The organism is Tolypothrix sp. PCC 7712, assembly GCF_025860405.1.
Lineage (GTDB): Bacteria > Cyanobacteriota > Cyanobacteriia > Cyanobacteriales > Nostocaceae > Aulosira > Aulosira diplosiphon.
This window is the reverse complement of record NZ_CP063785.1, coordinates 4,214,384-4,232,432: the sequence shown is the minus strand read 5'-3', so window position 1 is coordinate 4,232,432 and position 18,049 is coordinate 4,214,384. Positions and strand designations below refer to the sequence as shown.

At 41.8% G+C, this 18,049-nt stretch carries 17 protein-coding genes and 1 tRNA gene; 10 read left to right on the top strand and 8 right to left on the bottom strand.

Translation table 11 applies throughout. The features are described 5' to 3' along the window. Positions 1–44 precede the first annotated feature (44 nt). Together HGR01_RS17580 and HGR01_RS17575 are read right to left on the bottom strand one after the other, a co-directional pair. Positions 45–383, bottom strand: coding sequence for an NIL domain-containing protein (locus HGR01_RS17580; protein ID WP_045869727.1), 339 nt, complete (start codon positions 381–383; stop codon positions 45–47). A gap of 19 nt (positions 384–402) precedes the next feature. Continuing rightward, entirely contained in the window at positions 403–1,068 is a 666-nt protein-coding gene (locus HGR01_RS17575) for an NIL domain-containing protein (protein ID WP_045870096.1), read from the bottom strand. 716 nt (positions 1,069–1,784) lie between these two features. On the opposite strand from HGR01_RS17575, the gene HGR01_RS17570 reads away from it, so the two are divergent. The 5 genes from HGR01_RS17570 to HGR01_RS17550 all read left to right on the top strand — a co-directional run bounded on the left by HGR01_RS17570 (position 1,785) and on the right by HGR01_RS17550 (position 7,211). Continuing rightward, positions 1,785–1,979 carry a CbtB-domain containing protein gene (locus tag HGR01_RS17570; RefSeq protein WP_228045723.1) on the top strand — a complete coding sequence of 65 codons (195 nt, stop codon included), beginning with the start codon at positions 1,785–1,787 and terminating at the stop codon, positions 1,977–1,979. 103 nt (positions 1,980–2,082) lie between these two features. After that, positions 2,083–3,228 (top strand): hypothetical protein, encoded by a 1,146-nt coding sequence (locus HGR01_RS17565; protein WP_228045722.1) that lies wholly within the window; start codon positions 2,083–2,085, stop codon positions 3,226–3,228. Between the two features lie 905 nt (positions 3,229–4,133). Further along, on the top strand, positions 4,134–6,164 hold the full coding sequence (locus HGR01_RS17560; protein ID WP_045869729.1) for a heavy metal translocating P-type ATPase: 2,031 nt from the start codon (positions 4,134–4,136) through the stop codon (positions 6,162–6,164). A gap of 6 nt (positions 6,165–6,170) precedes the next feature. After that, entirely contained in the window at positions 6,171–6,296 is a 126-nt protein-coding gene (locus HGR01_RS17555; RefSeq protein ID WP_255325182.1) for a hypothetical protein, read from the top strand. 228 nt (positions 6,297–6,524) lie between these two features. Continuing rightward, positions 6,525–7,211 (top strand): hypothetical protein, encoded by a 687-nt coding sequence (locus HGR01_RS17550; protein WP_045869730.1) that lies wholly within the window; start codon positions 6,525–6,527, stop codon positions 7,209–7,211. 411 nt (positions 7,212–7,622) lie between these two features. Here the strand turns inward: HGR01_RS17550 and cobA are convergent, their stop codons facing one another. The 4 genes from cobA to HGR01_RS17530 form a co-directional block, all read right to left on the bottom strand. Beyond that, on the bottom strand, positions 7,623–8,405 hold the full coding sequence (gene cobA, locus HGR01_RS17545) for a uroporphyrinogen-III C-methyltransferase (protein WP_045869731.1): 783 nt from the start codon (positions 8,403–8,405) through the stop codon (positions 7,623–7,625). Then, complete coding sequence (locus HGR01_RS17540) at positions 8,402–9,124, bottom strand: sirohydrochlorin chelatase (RefSeq protein WP_045869732.1); 723 nt, start codon at positions 9,122–9,124, stop codon at positions 8,402–8,404. Before HGR01_RS17540 ends, cobA begins: the two co-directional genes overlap by 4 nt. Positions 9,125–9,223: 99 nt before the next feature. Beyond that, positions 9,224–10,639, bottom strand: coding sequence for a serine/threonine-protein kinase (locus tag HGR01_RS17535; RefSeq protein ID WP_052335145.1), 1,416 nt, complete (start codon positions 10,637–10,639; stop codon positions 9,224–9,226). Between the two features lie 179 nt (positions 10,640–10,818). After that, entirely contained in the window at positions 10,819–11,199 is a 381-nt protein-coding gene (locus tag HGR01_RS17530; RefSeq protein WP_045869733.1) for a DUF4359 domain-containing protein, read from the bottom strand. 118 nt (positions 11,200–11,317) lie between these two features. On the opposite strand from HGR01_RS17530, the gene HGR01_RS17525 reads away from it, so the two are divergent. Beyond that, a tRNA-His gene (locus HGR01_RS17525) sits at positions 11,318–11,390 on the top strand. A gap of 463 nt (positions 11,391–11,853) precedes the next feature. Here HGR01_RS17525 and HGR01_RS17520 read toward each other — a convergent pair. Both HGR01_RS17520 and HGR01_RS17515 read right to left on the bottom strand, forming a co-directional pair. Continuing rightward, entirely contained in the window at positions 11,854–12,735 is an 882-nt protein-coding gene (locus HGR01_RS17520) for a phosphodiester glycosidase family protein (protein WP_045869734.1), read from the bottom strand. Between the two features lie 359 nt (positions 12,736–13,094). After that, a complete protein-coding gene (locus tag HGR01_RS17515; RefSeq protein WP_045869735.1) occupies positions 13,095–13,367 on the bottom strand; it encodes a hypothetical protein in 273 nt (90 codons plus the stop codon). A gap of 1,130 nt (positions 13,368–14,497) precedes the next feature. Here HGR01_RS17515 and HGR01_RS17510 point away from each other — a divergent pair. The 4 genes from HGR01_RS17510 to HGR01_RS17495 all read left to right on the top strand — a co-directional run bounded on the left by HGR01_RS17510 (position 14,498) and on the right by HGR01_RS17495 (position 18,026). Further along, entirely contained in the window at positions 14,498–14,782 is a 285-nt protein-coding gene (locus HGR01_RS17510; RefSeq protein ID WP_045869736.1) for a hypothetical protein, read from the top strand. A gap of 79 nt (positions 14,783–14,861) precedes the next feature. Beyond that, positions 14,862–15,971: a sodium-dependent bicarbonate transport family permease gene (locus HGR01_RS17505; RefSeq protein ID WP_045869737.1), complete on the top strand. Its 1,110-nt coding sequence runs from the start codon at positions 14,862–14,864 to the stop codon at positions 15,969–15,971. Between the two features lie 84 nt (positions 15,972–16,055). Continuing rightward, positions 16,056–16,388, top strand: coding sequence for a P-II family nitrogen regulator (locus HGR01_RS17500; RefSeq protein ID WP_045869738.1), 333 nt, complete (start codon positions 16,056–16,058; stop codon positions 16,386–16,388). 276 nt (positions 16,389–16,664) lie between these two features. Then, positions 16,665–18,026, top strand: coding sequence for a cation:proton antiporter (locus tag HGR01_RS17495; protein ID WP_320076070.1), 1,362 nt, complete (start codon positions 16,665–16,667; stop codon positions 18,024–18,026). Positions 18,027–18,049: the final 23 nt, after the last annotated feature.

Below are 18,049 nucleotides of genomic sequence, written 5' to 3'. Positions count from 1 at the left end.
ATCCCCAGAGGGGCCCCGAGTTCCCCAGTCCCCAATCCCTAACATCAATAACTCCAACTATCCCCATCTACATTAGGCTTACCGACAATTTTTAGATTTAGAGATTCGAGGTAATTTAAACCGCTAGAAATTTGTGACAAGGTTCCGCGAATTTCTAAATCAAAGCGTCCTTCCCCTCCTGTTGTGCTTCCCAGAAAGGCGCTAATGATGTTCACAACTAAACCATGATGAGAAATTAAGCGAGAAATTACAGGTTCTTCCAGATAGGAATTAGGAATATATATGCACACACGAACTTTAGTAATCTGACTTTTTTCAGAGAAAGATGGAACCGAAGGAAATCTGGGTGTTGTTTTAACTTGAATTTGATGGAATGTGGTCATGGGATACTAAATTAGTAAATTAAAAAACTATTGGTTCTAAAGTTTTATTCTGCACTGTACCAGACCAATCAGGCCAAATTGGTAGTCCCAGTTTTTTTAAATAACGCAGGCTAGAATGGATTTGTTTTGTTTCCCCCCACAAATCCAAGTCAAACCATCCGTCATCTTCCACAGAGGGATTGAGAAAAGCACTAGTGATATTAACTGTTAATCCAAACCGAGACACTAGTTGAGAAATTATCGGTTTTTTGTAATAGCTTTTTAAAATACACAATTGTATGTGTAGTCTATTAGTTTGTCCATGAGAAAGCCATTTTTGGCATTCTGTCGCCCACTGATTTTTAAATGTTTCTAATTCTTTGCGCGTTAGCTTGTTAACAGCTTTTGGGAACGCTTGAGATTGTTGGTGAAATTGAATATGATTTGCAATTGCTAGTTCTACTAAACCCACTCCCAATTCTTGGAGGTAAGACAGGCTATTAGTGATTTGCTCAGGATTTCCCAAAAATTCTAAATCAAACCAGCCATCGCTTTCACTACCAGATACTAATGATGCAGCTACGATGTTTACTGTTATACCATAACGAGATACTAACCGCGAAATAACAGGCTGTCTTTGATACTGAGCAGGTACGGAAATTCTACTGTGAATTGGTGCGGATTTTCTGATTTTATTTGCAGACATTAGCTCAATCCCCCCATATTCATTGGGTTTTTGAACCAGAATGCAACACAGAGGAAACACTTATAGCCAAAAATCTGTACTTTCCCCAAATTTTCCAGACTGGATATGAGTCTCATTTAGATTCTCCTCTTCTAGGCTGCAAATAAACTACACTAATTCTATCAAGTTACTGTATTAAATAGATATGTAAAGGAGAATCCCACAAAAATTACAAAAAGGCAATGCGTAGATTCGCGTATTGTTTGGGGATTGGGGAGAATACTACTGGATTAAGCGTTTTGAAATCAAAATTGGTTTTGGGGAAAAGGTGAAAGGTTAAGGGTTAAAGGTTTTTTCTTTCCCTTTTCCCATTCCCCTTTTTCCCCTTAACCGACAAGTTTTGGGAATGGGTACAAGAGTGCTGAGTTTGTTGAGAATTGATGACTTTGTGAGAAAAATATGAGAAGGGCGTTAGTCCTAAAATGTATTGCCAATAAATAAAGATAAGCATTTTTGCTTTTCAAGTCGATGCTTTCACAGAAATATACAAAGTGACAGGCGAGGAAAAACTAGGATATTGTGTAAATTACGCAAACATCGGTTTTAGTGGATAACAAGCACTAAAGGTAATGGGAAAAATAAGGTATGAATTTTGAAGTTCACTAACAAAGCAGTTGCTAAAGCAAGCCCAGCCAAAATATCTACCGATGCATTTGTTCTAGATTTATGCGAGGTATATGATGAAAACTCAGACTCATTCTTCAGTGTTGCAAAAGACAGCTAGCTTGACTTTATCCAAGCCTGTACAAGCAACACTTTATGTTTCCTTGTGCGCGTTGACGCTGTGGACTGTTTATTTTACAACCTATCCAGCAATTCACGATCGCGTACACAGTCCCCGTCACCATACTTTGCTGGTTCCTTGTCACTAAAACACTTAGCAACTGTTTTGGAATCTTCAAGTTAATTCATAATTGATTATTCGCACTTAGAATGTCAAAATTTAAGCTTTATACACTCATCAGTATTATTTGTATGATGAGTGTAGTTTTTTATAGTTTTGTGGGCTTCTCTCAGTCACCCCAACCTACTGTCAGACTAATTAGCCCCGCGCCAGACAACCAAATTATACCGTTTGAAGCCGAAGCCAGTACATCCCAATCTCCAGTTAAATTAGCATTGCAAGCAGTAGATGCTAAAGGTAAAGCTTTAGAGAATGCTAAATTTCATCTGGAAATTGTTACGCCACCCCATAACCCTTGGTTCACAACAGATTTCCCGATAGTTGAGGGAACCAAGCTGCTTGATATAGAAACAATAGCTCCTCAAGGGCAGTTGGAATTACAAGAAATACTACCAATTCGCGGAAATTACCAATTCAAGGTAAATGTTACCCCTGTGGTAGCCAACGCTTTTAACCCAATTGCACAAACTCTGACTTTATCAGTAAAAGAGAATTGGGTAAAATACCGCAATTTTGCGATTCTGGCTGTAGTGTTGTTGATAGTTGGGTTAGCTGGCGGTTGGGTAATTGGCGGTTCCCAAGCTGTCACACCTACCGAAATTGCCCCTGAGCGCGTGCGATTATTATTGAGTGGTGCAATTGTAGTTGCGATCGCAGCTCTATTATTCGTTAACATTAGTGCAGAAGTTGCCCAGTCAGAGAGTTCAACACACGCACATCATCACGATCATCATGCATCAAAAAGCGTAGTTGAAACTGATAGTGCTGGGATTGCTCGGCAACAGGGTTTACAAGCACAATTATTAGGCGATACTAGCGCCACAGTAGGTAAACCTGCGGCTTTACAGGTACAAGTCATTGACGAAAAAACCAATCAGCCTGTTCAAGACGTAATCCTAAATATCAAAACAACCATGCTGGAAGATGGTTGGGTTAATTTTGCTTACCAAGCTGTTCCCGATACCACAGGAAAATTTGCTTGGGAACAAGGATTTTTTGATGGCGCACCTCATAAATTAGAGGTACAAGTTGCTCCCAAACCCAATGCTTCGCGCCAATTTACACCGTTTACAGTGCAAAAAGACATAGACGTGGAAGGAGTTGCACCACCGTTATCAGTGCGGTTTATTAGTCTAGCCTATATGACAGCTTTCGTGATTGCGGGGTTGTTAGTAGGATTAGGACTACGGGGTAATTCTTTAACATCAGTTTCCTAGTTTTTCTGGGGAAATTAGAGCTTTAAATTAAGGACTAAAGTCCTTGCCTACCCTACAAGCTGAATTGTAGGGTTTTTTTATCAACCAGAATTTTTATACAAAACTATTTTCAAAAAAATACCAATACAAATAATGTTTGCGACACATCAATATATTTATTATAGAGGGCATGGCAGTGCCCATTGGTGTCAACTTAACGTGAAACCCGCTTTGTAGCTAGGTTTTCGCCCTCACCCCCAACCCCTCTCCCGGCGGGAGAGGGGAGCAAGAGATTTAATTCCCCTTCTCCCCCAGGAGAAGCAGGGCTGTTTCATTCCCTAAAAGCCCTGAAAATGCAAGGGTTCAGGAGATGAAAAATAAGCTTGGCATTGAATATTAGGCATCAAAATGGTCAATAATTTATGACTTTTGTCCTAATATTTATCGCCAATCATATTGACAAAATACATATCCTTACGAATGAAACGGCCCTGCCCAGGAGAAGGGGTTAGGGGATGAGGGCGAAAGTTTTTGTACAACGCCAGCCCTATATAGCTTTAAGCTTAAGTTGACACGTATGGGCACTGCCTTGCCCCTACAATCCGTCGCATTCTTTTTTCACATTAGTATTAGTTCATGTAGGATGCGTTATCGATAGCGTAACGCATCAGCGCTTGTAATGCGTTACTGAGATTTTTTCATAAATCAAATCGGATTTCTCTGTAGCATTCATATTTAATTTTTGAAAGCAAAAGTACATTTATAGTTTCATCTTTCTTATTCCCTACCTTAATCAATAATTTTGCAACTACTACATAGATTGATATAGATTCTCATTCTTAAATTAGTAACTTGTAAAAACTCATTTTTTTTATTACATTTGAACGATAGCTCATATATCTAATAAATTACTAATTGGCAGCGAAATGAAGCGGGAAATACATTCAGAATCTGACCATTGCTGTAATTGCGGACATGATACTCATGAGAATCATCATCATAATCATACTCACGAACATGATGAGAATCATAACCATGACCATCATCACGATCATGGTGGAGAATTTAATCTCAAAAATGAGATATTTCCGTTAGTTTTGATTTTAGGTTTGTATATACCTGGTGTAATTTTTGAAGGTCAATTACACAATACATTCTACTCTATAGGTGAATATCTACTTTTCATTCCTGCGTATTTATTAAGTGGCTGGAGTGTACTCAAAACGGCAGGTAGGAATATAATTCGCGGTAGGGTATTTGATGAAACATTTTTGATGACGGTAGCAACATTGGGAGCGATCGCCATTCATAAGTTACCCGAAGCGGTGGGGGTAATGTTGTTTTATAAAATTGGTGAGTTGTTTCAAGACATTGCCGTTAACCGTTCCCGTAATTCGATTAAAGCTTTATTAGAAATACGTCCAGATTATGCCAATGTGCAAATAGGTGGTGAACTCCAGAAAGTATCGCCAGAGACAGTAAATATCGGTGAAATTATTGTAGTCAAGCCAGGAGAAAAGATTCCCTTAGATGGTGAGATTATCGATGGTAATTCCCAGGTTGATACCTCTGCTTTAACTGGCGAATCTGTACCGCGAACGGTAAGGATTGGTGAAACAGTTTTGGCGGGAATGCTCAATAAAATGGGTGTCCTGACAATTAAAGTTACCAAGTTATTTGATGAGTCTTCTATTGCTAAGATTTTAAACTTAGTACAAAATGCTAGAAGCAAAAAAGCAGCAACTGAGAAGTTTATTACTAAGTTTGCGAGATACTATACCCCAGTAGTAGTTTTCACTTCCTTAGCAGTGGCATTATTGCCACCTTTGTTTTTAAATGGTGCCACATCTGCTGAATGGGTTTATCGCGGTTTAATCTTATTAGTAATTTCCTGCCCTTGTGGATTAGTGATTAGTATTCCTCTAGGCTACTTTGGGGGTATAGGTGGCGCTGCTAAACGTGGAATTTTGGTGAAAGGCTCGACTTTTTTAGATACTTTGACAACAGTTGATACAGTTGTATTTGATAAAACTGGGACGTTAACTCAAGGAGTATTTAAAGTAGTAGATATTATTACCCAAAACGGTAGAAATCAGCAAGAATTGCTAGAATTAGCTGCCAAAATAGAATCACATTCCAACCATCCCATCGCCCAATCGATTCGGGAGGCGTATCAGGGAAAAATCGATGCATCGAGTGTGGAAGATTATCAAGAAATCGCTGGTTATGGAATTAGCGCCAAAGTAGAGAATCAGTTAGTGCTAGCAGGAAGCGATCGCCTCTTACATCGCGAGAATATTGCTCATGATGTTTGCAATACTGAAGGCACAGTCATTCATCTAGCGGTTAATCATATATATGCAGGGTATATTGCGATCGCAGACGAATTGAAATCCGACGCAAAAGAAGCTATTCAAGCACTCAAACGCATCGGTGTCCGCAAAACCGTGATGTTGACAGGAGATAATCAAGCGATCGCTTCCCAAATTGCTCAACAACTGGGTATAGATTCCTACGAAGCCGAGTTATTACCAGAAGAAAAAGTCAGCGCCCTTGAAAAGTTACTTAGCACCACCCCCAAACATCATACAGTCGCCTTTGTTGGTGATGGCATCAATGACGCGCCAGTAATTGCGAGAGCCGATGTTGGTATTGCAATGGGTGGCTTAGGCTCAGATGCGGCGATAGAAACTGCTGATATTGTGATTATGACGGATAGTCCCGCAAAAGTCGCCGAAGCGATTCAAATTTCCCGAAAAACCCGCAGCATCGTCTGGCAAAATATCATTTTCGCCCTAGGAATCAAAAGCATATTTATTGGCTTAGGTATTTTTGGAATAGCAACAATGTGGGAAGCCGTTTTCGCCGATGTTGGTGTCGCACTGCTGGCGATTTTTAACGCGACTAGGGTGATGGGGACTGGGGACTGGGGAACTCGGGGCCCCCTCTGGGGATAAGGGGTAATGGGGATTGGGGATTGGGGATTAGGGATTGGGGACTGGGGATTAGGGATTGGGGACTGGGGACTGGGGACTGGGGGAGAATACCAATTACCAATTACCAATTACCAAATGACAAATGACAAATGACAAATGACAAATGACAAATGACAAATGACAAATGACAAATGACAAATGACAAATGACAAATGACAAATGACAAATGACAAATGACCAATGACAAATCTGGAATTAACAGCTGAGAACTTGTAGAACAAAAAAGCAATGAAGCGAAACTATGTTCATTGAACACTCCTAACTTCAGCACAGGCGCGAGCGATCGCGTCTGTTTATTTCTCAGCTTCCAGCGTAGAATCTATGAAATCCTCCATCACACGTATCGCTACAACGACTTTAGCTTTAGTACTCAGCTATTCACTCAACCCAGTATTTGCAGTACCCCAGACAAGCCATCAGTCAGTTACCGTTGCTCAAGCCAAAAAAGCCGCAGACAATTTAATTATTCCTGGGGAAAGGGTGGGTTTTGTAACGCGTAAAACCACCAAACAAGATTTAGTCAAATTGTATGGTGCATCACGTTTAATTGATAAAACTATATCTGGCCCGGAAGGGATTGGTAGTTTTGCTGCTACTCAAGTAAACCTCGGTAAAGAGCGCTCATTTCTGGTAGTGTGGAGTGATAAAATTCGTACCAAACCCCTAGATGTACGCGATCTCGGTTCTGCTTGGAAAACACCCGAAGGTTTAGGTACTGGTACTCCTTTAAGTGAGTTACGCAAAAAACTAGGCGACTTCAAACTCTCCGGGTTAGGTTGGGATTATGGTGGCGCGATTTTCTTAGAAACTAGCCGATTATCTCGCTATCAAGGCAAAATTTTCTTCCGCGTAGATACTGCTTCCAATGCTTACGAGAAATACCCAAACGATTACCAAGCAGTATTAGGCGATCAAACTCTTTCTGCTAGCAACCCTCACTGGAAACCTTTAGGAATACATATATCGCAAATCATTGTTGTGTTGAATCCAGAGCAGGAGTCATTCTAAGTAAATACAGTTCAGTTAAGAAAATTATATTGATAACAAAACTAAAAAACTAGTACAACAAGGCAAAAGGCAAAAGGCAAAAGTCAAAAGTCAAAAGTCAAAAGTCAAAAGTCAAAAGTCAAAAGTCAAAAGAAAGAATACTTATACCACAAGCCTTTTAGCAATTACAGATGGTCTGTTTCTCTTACAAAGTTTGGCGGGACGGAAACCGACACCGCCAACTTTGCGCTATTTACGCCGACTTGTACTAGTTACTAAACAAAAAAACAGAACAATAATTTTGGAGGGGGTTTGGGGGACGCAACCGTCACCCAATCGGGGGTTTGGGGGAGAATCCCCCAATTCTTCTGGCTTCTTTAATAAGTGACAAATCAACGCTAAATTGTCAGCAAGATTCTACCCTACCAACTATCAAAGTGGACGACAACCGGAGAGAATATCGTGCAAATTCACCACAGAGCCAATAACTGCGATCGCAGGTGCTTCAAATCCAGTTTTTTCGACTTGCTCAATTATTGTGGCAATTGTACCAATTAATTCTTCCTGCTCTGGTCGCGTACCCCAACGCACTAAGGCGATTGGTATATCTAAACTCAAACCAGCCCCAGTCAACTGTTCAATAATATAGGGCAGATTGTGAATCCCCATATAAATTACTATAGTTTCCGAACCGTGAGCGATCGCACTCCAATTGACTGCGGGTCGATACTTACCTGCTGACTCATGTCCAGTAACAAAGGTTACTGAAGAACTATACAAGCGATGCGTTAACGGAATACCTGCATAGGCTGGAGCCGCAATACCCGATGTAATTCCTGGCACAACTTCCACATCAATCCCAGCGCCTACCAATTCCGCCATTTCTTCGCCGCCACGACCGAAAATAAACGGATCGCCCCCTTTCAGCCGCACCACAATCGCATTATCTTGTGCTTTTTCAATTAGCAGTTGGGTGGTAACTTCTTGCAACAAAGAATGTCTCCCCATCCGCTTACCTGCATTAATTTTTTCTGCTTGGGGGTTAATCATCTCCAAAATTGCTGGACTTACCAAAGCATCATAGATGACAACATCGGCACATTCTAGTAAACCCTTGCCTTTGAGTGTCATCAGTCCAGGATCTCCTGGCCCCGCACCTACTAAATAAACCTTGCCCAAAAACTTGCTCTCCTGTTGTATTGCTGTGCGGTTCATCTATCTATTAAATCCCCAATTAGCTCGGCTAATTCTGTACTGGCTCCTAGGGGTTGGGCCAAGTGAAAATTTACCAGAGGAAACTGTAATTTTAGCGTTTCTATTGATTGCGCGATCGCATCAGTTATGCCACCAGCGAATAAAAAATATGGCAAAATCGCAATCTCCCACTTGCTCACAGCAATCAAATCTTTCACCCGCGATTCTAAACTAGGAGCTACAGCCCAATAAGCTGTAATTGCTGCCAAATTTTGCGCCATTGCTTCCACAGGCTCTAAAGAATTAGGACGGCGACTTCCATGCGCTAATAAAATCCATGCAGCTGTCTTTTTTTCAGCTATTTGTTTAGCGAGTAAAGTTTGTAAGTTGGGGTTACTACCTAAATATGGTTTTAGCTCAATCTTGATATGTTGACCCAAAGCCTGTTGAGCCAAAGCAATTTCATCGGGAATATCTTTCATGACATGAACTCCCGGCAACAGAAATATAGGTAATATATTGATGCGATCGCAACCAGCCACCAAAGCCTTTTCACCAAATTTTTTAATCTGCTCATGCAAAGGTTCCAGGCTGAGTTCTAAGTAACCTATATCTAACAGAGGTTCTTGGTTGTAGCTGCTTCGTAGCTTGTCACGCATCAACCCCGCCAACTGCTGCATAGCAATTTCTGGACGCGGATCACGACTTCCGTGAGATACCAACAGATACGCAGATGGCATGGGCAAAGGTAAAAATTTGAGTAGTTATCTTAACTATCTTAATAAATAGTCAAGAGTCAAAAATCATTTGAATTGCCAAGATTACAAGTTGCGTAAGTCTTAATTCCCTTTTACAGAGTTAAAATGAACGAAGTAACAGTAACATTGTGCCAATTTTTCAACTAAAGCACTAATCTGTCGCCCTACTTGAGTACCGCCAGCCCAAATGTGAGAGGGGAGATGTCCTGGTGGTGCTGACAAGCGAAACGTTAATTGCTGAATCGGAGAAGTAGCGCGGGGTAGATTCCAGCCAATAGCAGCGCAAAACTGACCATAGTCACCATCAACGCTTTCGTAAATTTGCTTCTGAACGCTGAACCCAAAAAGCCCTTGGCTGTACTTCACCCACAATTCGTCAATTATTTGTAAATCTTCACAAGGCAAATTCTCAATATCACTAGTAAACAGATAACTACCACTCGGCTTGTTGAGTGCTTCACACATCAACGCCCAAGTTAGTTTATCGGCAGATTGCCATTGTTTTGCTGCTAATAAGTCGCTTAATTGACTGTAATCAACTCCTACCTCAGAATTTAAGCTAGAAGCTGGCTTTTTCAGTACAGGTTGGGAAGACTCAAGTTTTATAGCCGAATTTAGCGCTTGCAGCGCTTCAGCAGCAGTTTTATAGCGTTGGGGAAGGGCATTTTGCAGCAGTTTATCGAGAATATTACCCAGACGAGTATTGATTTTACCTTTATTAGGTGCATAATCGCGCCATATCCAGCGATCGCTTGTGTCATCAAATAAATCAAAGGGAGAAATTCCCGTTAATAAGTAAATACAACTCACGCCTAAGCTGTAAAGGTCGCTAGCTGGTAATGCTTTACCCCGCATTTGTTCAGGAGCCATATAACCTGGGCTTCCTACCGTAGTACCTGTATAGAGCAAAGCTGTGGCTGTAATCTGTTTGGCGACTCCAAAGTCAATTAAAACTAAATCCTTCCCTTTACCTGCCAGCGATGCTCTACGCATAATATTTTCTGGCTTAATATCACGGTGGATCACTTGTCGGACATGAATGAATTGCAACACTGGTAACAAGTCTTTCAGCAGTTCCCAAATTTGGGTTTCGCTAAAAACCCCTTGCTGTTGCAATTCCTGTGCTAACGTTTGTCCTGCAATCCATTCTTCCACCAAGTAAAGTTGATTTTCATGTTCAAAATAATCCAACAATTGGGGGATTTGGGGATGCTGCAACTCACTCAGGCGTACTGCTTCCTGGCGAAATAATTCCACAGCCTTATCAAAGCCTTTCCCGCTGTTTTCTGGAAAACAAAATTGTTTAATAACGTACTTGGGTTTTTCTGGAAGATGTTCGTCTACAGCTAAAAAGGTGATGCCAAAACCACCACGTCCAATCAATTGCAGCAAGTGATAGCGGTCTTTAAGCAATAGTGGTTTACCACATTTGATACAAAACCTTGCTGTGTCAGAATTATAAGCATACAAACAGCCAATATTAGGACAGAGTTTCATTACAAAGTAGAGCTTTGCCTGGGTCTACATTATGCAGTATTCCCAACTAATACCTACTTATTCCCTATTGAGGACGGACATAAAACAATATCCCCAACCGGAAGCCGCTAAATCGCTGCTTCTTTTGGCTTTTGTACAGACGCGATGAATCGCGTCTCTCCGACGACTTTTGACTCTCCTCATTGCTGTTGTGCAGAGTAGGTGTAAAAGCTATTAAACGCTCCCACTGTCTCAAAACTGTAAGAAGGGATAACCGAATTTAGTTTTAAATTTGTACGGTAAATGCTAAAAAGCAGAAAATCTTGCCTTTGTGTAGTTCCCGCAATAATTCCCCGCATTTGAGGGTTAAATGAATCTACCGTTTTTTCGCAATTGAAATTGATTAAATTTTGCAATATTCCTTGTGTTTTCTTACAAACATCCGTTTTTAAATATTGTGACAACCTCTCTGATGCATAGTCTTCATATTGCGTCTGGTTAGGATTGGTGCTAGACATTGCTATGCCCAAGGCTGCTAGTGCGGCAGCAGCTAAATATGTAATAATCGTAATCGGCTTCATGTTGTCTTCAGCTATGATTTGTGTGAGTCATCAGACTGGAAATTAACTGAGTCCGTTCCGAAAATAAAAATTTTCTGGACTAAATAGTAAAAAGAGTGCTATACTCAGATAGTTAATGGCGAGCGTAGCCAAGTGGTTAAGGCAGTGGTTTGTGGTACCACCATCCGTGGGTTCGAGTCCCATCGTTCGCCCTCTTCAGTTACAAGTGTTTTTATTCTCGCCAATTAGTTAGAGAAATATTGTTTTTCTCAATACTAATAAGCTTAACTAGGTATTCAAGAAAAAGCATTTTCATCCTTACATGAGTGAATGCGAGCATCCTTCAGGAGAAGCTAGGCTCAAACCCTTAAATGTCTAGCAATAATTTACCATTCATAACTTAATCAGCATAGAAGATATCAGAATCTGCTTATAATATTAATTTAAATTATAATATTCGCACTATTTATAAGTAAAATTTTTTATTTTGCTTCAGGACTTTATAGCAATTTGAAAAAAGAATGTGACAGATTGTAGGGTCAAGGCACTGCCTTGACCTCTAGAATATTGATGTGTCGCAAACATTATTTGATTTAGTATTAGCCCTCAAATAAGGATTGAAGTTCAATTTTATTATGTTGCTGAACATAGTTTGATTTATTCCCACCGATTTACTTAATTCTCCTGAACCAATAAAACTGACTTTACAGGTCGCTGAATAGGCTTTCTCACAATATTTAGCTTCCCGTAAACAGTTTTGCCATTGTAATAAAGTGAAGACGAACTTCCGCCATCTAGGTTCATGGCTTTTTTCACACCAAAGTTTTTCATGAAATCTGCCAATTCTGGTAAAGTCATCCCAGATTTAGCCAGACGGACGTTTGGCTTTTGAGCTACCATAACTAACACAATATTGCCATCCTCAGTAATCCCTACAGCGCTTCTAGAACTGGGTTGATTAGTACCAATTGCATCTCGTCCATTGCTTTTATCTACAAAGCCTTCTGGTTCAGAAGTAATTTCTGGTAAGAGTCCTGGCCCACCACCTACAGCATCGACTAACTGACACCCAGCTAAAGGTGATTCATTGTGCAAGACAATATCGTAAGTGACTGTATCTCCGCATTGATAGCGGCGAAATTCTGCGCGATTGAAAATTTTACTGAGGTAGGGTTTTAAGTTGGGATTGTTCACCAACCGTTCATTATCTTTGGGGTTGGCTACTTCACGACCAGAAATAACTATATATGATGTAGATTTTTGGTTAACTGGATCGAAAAAGCCTGCATTCAAGATTGCCTTTGCTTGATACTGCTGGGCAAATTGTTGGACAGTCGCTACTTTGGGCGATATTGCAGGGGTAACGACAAATCGGCTATCAGTGGGAATTGACAGGATATGAACTATACTTTGCGGTAGGGTACGCTGCTCGTAGCGGATGGTTTTTGGTGGTGAGGATGGAACGGTTGGGACTACCGATATAGAAGAATGCAACTTAAATAATAGCGGTATGCCAAAGCTCACTAGTGTCAAACCCAGCAGCCAGATTTTTTTCACTTGTCTACCCTAATCCTTATGATCAGTTTAATTTTAATGACTTGAATATGATCAGCAAAGACACGCAACATCTTGTTACGGCTAGATTGCATCTCTCTAGTAGTTCAACACACCAATATTGACAGGTGTCGATTGGGTAAAGGGAAAAGGTTCAAAGGGGAAGGGTTTAAGCCTTTACCCTTTTCCCCTTCACCTTTTTCCCGCCTGTCAAAAAGACTTTGGTAGACTACTAGACGATTGAATGTTAATGATAGTTGCGTGTCAAAAGTAATCTAGGCGATCGCACCAGAGGTTGATTCATGTAGCGTTACAATAAAGGCGATCGCACTTACTAAATAGCTCTGCTTGATGCTAGATAGCTATGAGGCTTTAGGTTGATACCACAGCATGAGCTTCAAAGTTGAGCAGTAGCAATCTCCTTCACTAATTTCTTGCTCATGCTCCGCTATCCAATCATATAATTGTGCAGCTTTGGCTAAAGCCACCCGTTCTGACCGATAAAGCTTAGGACTAGGGCAAAAAGCTTTGCCATTGATGTGTATCGCTGCAATGTGCCAATAGTCGCTACTTTCACCCTCTGGTAAAACTTCCAAAAATCCGCTACTGTAAGGCTCGATTATTCCGATGTTCATCTGCCAATCAATAGAACTACAAAAATATCTATCGTACAGTTGCAGTTAGGGAGTTGCCATCGTACTGCTTGGGTATGCAGTACATCAGTGTTGTAGAGTAAACAAAGCTTAGAAAAACTTAATGTATTGCCAGTAATTCTCTAGGTATAACTACCTCTGTCAAATTTGAACAATTTTTGACCAAAAGATACTGTAAGAATAGTCTTGTGAGCAGATGTTAGTACTGACTATTAGTCATATATTAGTAGCATCAATTATCACCTAAAACGAAAGTTATACAAGGAGCAGAATATGCTGACTGCCATTATTTTCTTTGCTGGTTATGCTGCACTATCTACATTATTTATTTCTAGCGTTGAGTAACTAACTCTCAACACTCATGTTCTATTCTTTGCATTCAATGGAGAATAGCTGCACAAAGGAGCTAGAAGCTAGGGGCTAGAGAAGAGAGATTTTCATGTCCTCATTGTGTGTGAATCAGATGACTATCTTGCTTGAAAATAGTGCTGAGTAAAAATACTAGCCCCTACTGCTTGATCGCATTTATGGTGATGTGTAAATAAATTTGTTCAATTGTAGATTTTTAATTTTTGCAGGCGCTACGCATTCTAAGCTAAAGACTCAACCCAAGGTAGTGCTACCTAAGAATTTATCAAAACTTTTGCGAGCAACCAAATAGTACAGTAATTTGTAAATTAACTGCCCATTCCCAATATTTAAGAGGTCTACCCTACAGGTAGGCTTTTGGACTTTTTAACGCCACTGTTACTTAAATGCGATCGCACTTATCTCTCATATAAAAGATATCAGCATAAATAATAAATATCATAGATTTAAATCTATTAAAACTATATATTGAATGTAATAACAAGTATATTTCGCTGAATGTAGCGAAATATATAAGCTTTTCTCTATGATGAGAATCTAATATTAATTTAATAATTGGCTATCCCAATGATCAACATTGGTTTAAAAAGCTGTAAGCTAATTGAAACGATTTTAAATGCAATTCATAAGTGACGCTTAAACTTGCAATAAATGTTCCTCATCTAGATTTTGATTAGTCTTTTCCCAAGCCTATCTCTATTTGAGATTTGCACTATTGAGAAAGGCATAATTTCTCTGAATTAATGCCAGAAAAATATTTTCTGTGCATATTTTGTATTGGCTTAAAAAATACAATTTACCCAGCGCGCATCATTAGTTGTCGCGAATTTTCATTTACCAGTTCTTGTGTTGAAAGCATTGATAATATGTCTGTAACCAATACTATCAATTTCAGAAACCTGCAAGGTGACGTATTCAGTGGTCTAACCGCCGCGATTGACAATAACCTTTATTCCGCCGCTGCAAAGACTTGTTGGGCTGCTGCCTCCGACCACTGGCTTCACGGTGCCAGCGATCTAAAACTATAGAAAAATTTCTATACAGACAAAGTTCATTTAGTTCATTTATTGCAATACTCCTCTTGAGAGGAGCCCCAAGGAGGTATTAGTGGATTTTTTGTCCCTGTTCGTGAAGGACTTCATTGCCCAATTGCAGTCCCCAACACTCGCCTTTTTGATTGGTGGAATGATTATTGCTGCCCTCGGTAGCGAATTGGTCATTCCCGAATCGATTTGTACGATCATCGTCTTCATGTTGCTCATGAAAATTGGTCTGACCGGTGGAACTGCGATCCGTAATTCCAGCCTGACAGAGATGGTGTTACCCATGATCTTTGCTGTCATAACAGGGATTGTGATTGTATTCATCGCCCGCTATACATTAGCCAAGCTACCAAAGGTCAAAGTCGTCGATGCGATCGCCACCGGGGGTTTGTTTGGAGCCGTGAGTGGTTCTACCATGGCTGCCGGACTAACGGTACTGGAACAAGCAAAAATGTCATACGAGCCATGGGCTGGCGCACTCTATCCCTTCATGGATATCCCAGCGCTCGTAACTGCAATTGTTGTGGCTAACATTTATATCAACAAGAAGAAGCGTAAAGAAGCAGCCTACTCTACCATGCAGACTGTTGCGGCTGGCGATTATCCCGATAAAAAAGATTATCCCGGCAGCCGGCAGGAGTATCTCAGCCAGCAAAAGGGGGATGGGGATAATAAGGTTAAGATATGGCCAATTATCGAGGAAAGCCTCCGGGGCCCTGCCCTATCAGCAATGTTGTTAGGTCTGGCTCTTGGCATATTCACACAGCCGGAAAGTGTCTATAAAAGCTTCTACGATCCCCTCTTCCGTGGCTTGCTTTCAATCTTGATGCTGGTCATGGGGATGGAAGCTTGGTCAAGGGTTGGCGAACTGCGTAAGGTAGCCCAGTGGTATGTTGTGTACAGCGTGGTGGCACCGTTTGTGCATGGGTTAATTGCCTTCGGTCTCGGCATGATTGCCCACTACACCATGAACTTCAGCATGGGCGGTGTCGTAATCCTGGCGGTCATCGCTTCCTCTAGTTCAGATATCTCAGGGCCACCCACATTGCGAGCCGGTATCCCGTCAGCCAATCCCTCCGCCTATATAGGTGCGTCCACAGCTATTGGTACGCCAGTTGCGATCGGCTTGTGTATACCGTTCTTCCTTGGACTTGCTCAGGCACTCGGTGGCTAATCCCAGACGGTCGCGGTCTGTCAGCGCTCCCTTGACCCGGCAGACCAATTAGATCAATGTACAGAATTTAAGGAGGTAAGCAACATGGCCAAGCGTGCCAACAAGCTCGTCATCGTCACAGAAAAGGTTCTGATTAAAAAGGTCGCCAAGATAATTGATGAAGCCGGGGCGACCGGTTATACGGTGGTAGATACTGGCGGTAAAGGTAGTCGCAACGTGCGCTCTACAGGTAAACCCAACACTGCCGACACCGATTCAAATGTCAAGTTCGAGGTACTCACCGAAACCCGGGAGATGGCAGAGAAGATTGCGGATCAGGTCGCAATCACGTTTTTCACCGATTATGCGGGCATTATCTATATCTGTGAAGCAGAGGTACTGTACGGGAGACATTTCTGTGGGCCAGACGGCTGTTGAGTCGAAATGACGCGCCATAAAAGGAACAAGCGAGCTATTAGTGCGAGTTTCTGTGGGTCAGACGGCTGTTGCATGGAGACGAAGCAGACCCCAAAAGCCGAGGTCATGACCTCGGCTTTTGAGTGAGCGTATTTATTGTCTGCAGGAGGTTGACCCTGGCGCAGAAGTCATTCCCCCGAAGTTTTATAACTTCCTCAAACCCTTAACCTTCATTGCTTTAAACTCATGATTTTGTCCAACATTCTGCCTCCTTTCAGTGGGGGGATAGCCGCTCTCATGGCTCCGATACAATTCTTGGCGACCGTTGTTGCTGAGGATTCACCCATTATTCTGTCTGGCGTATTGCTAACGCTGGTGGTGATTTATCTGGCCAGCAAGTTCGGCGCAGAGGTGGCTAGGCGATTGGATTTTCCGCCCGTCCTGGGGGAACTGGTCGCCGGTGTGATTGTCGGCGTTTCGGCGTTACACCTGGTGATCTTTCCCGAAGGGGGGCTGTCTGCCTCTGACTCGGTGATTATGACAGCGCTGCAAGGATTGAATCAATTGGCACCAGATGCGCTGACCCGAATCTTTGAATCGCAAAGTGAAGTGATTTCGGTTCTAGCTGAAATCGGCGTGATTATTCTGCTGTTTGAAATTGGACTGGAATCCGATCTGCGACAACTGAAGGAAGTGGGAATTCAAGCCACGGTTGTCGCCTGTGTGGGAGTCGCAGCACCCTTTGCGGCAGGTACGGCAGGGTTGATGTTGCTGTTTCACGTGGCGGCGATTCCGGCAATTTTTGCGGGGGCGGCGTTGACTGCAACCAGTATTGGCATTACGTCTAAAGTATTATCAGAGTTAGGTCAACTCAAATCCAAAGAAGGGCAAATCATTGTTGGCGCGGCGGTAATTGATGATGTCCTCGGCATTATTGTCTTGGCGGTGGTTGCAAGTTTAGCCAAAACCGGTGAGATTGATGTTGCCAATGTCATTTACTTGATTGTCAGCGCTACGGCATTCTTGATTGGATCAATTTTGTTGGGGGGTATCTTTAACAAAAGTTTTGTGGCGATCGTAGATCAGCTCAAAACCCGTGGAAATATTGTGATTCCGGCATTCATCTTCGCCTTCTTTATGGCATTTTTAGGCAACGCTATTCATCTCGAAGCGATTTTAGGTGCCTTTGCGGCGGGTTTGGTGCTTGATGAAACCGATGCCCGGAATGAGTTGGATGAATTGATCAAACCAATCGCCGATTTATTGGTACCCATTTTCTTTGTGACGGTAGGAGCGCGTGCCGACCTCGGTGTTTTGAACCCGGCGGTACCAGAGAATCGAGCAGGTCTGTTGATTGCTGTCTTTTTGATGGTGGTGGCGATTATTGGCAAGCTGATCACAGGTTGGGCAGTGTTTGGACAACCCGGCATCAATCGAGTGGCCATCGGGGTTGGGATGATTCCACGAGGTGAGGTGGGTCTAGTGTTTGCCGGTATCGGCTCTGCTAGCGGCATTTTGGATAAGCCGTTGGAGGTGTCGATTATTATCATGGTAATTTTGACAACTTTCCTAGCTCCACCTTTTTTACGGGTTGCCTTTGGTTCATCCACGAATCCCATCCCAGAATCTACCACGGCTGTAGAAACAGCAAGTGAGTAACGGTTTTACGAGATTATGGCTGT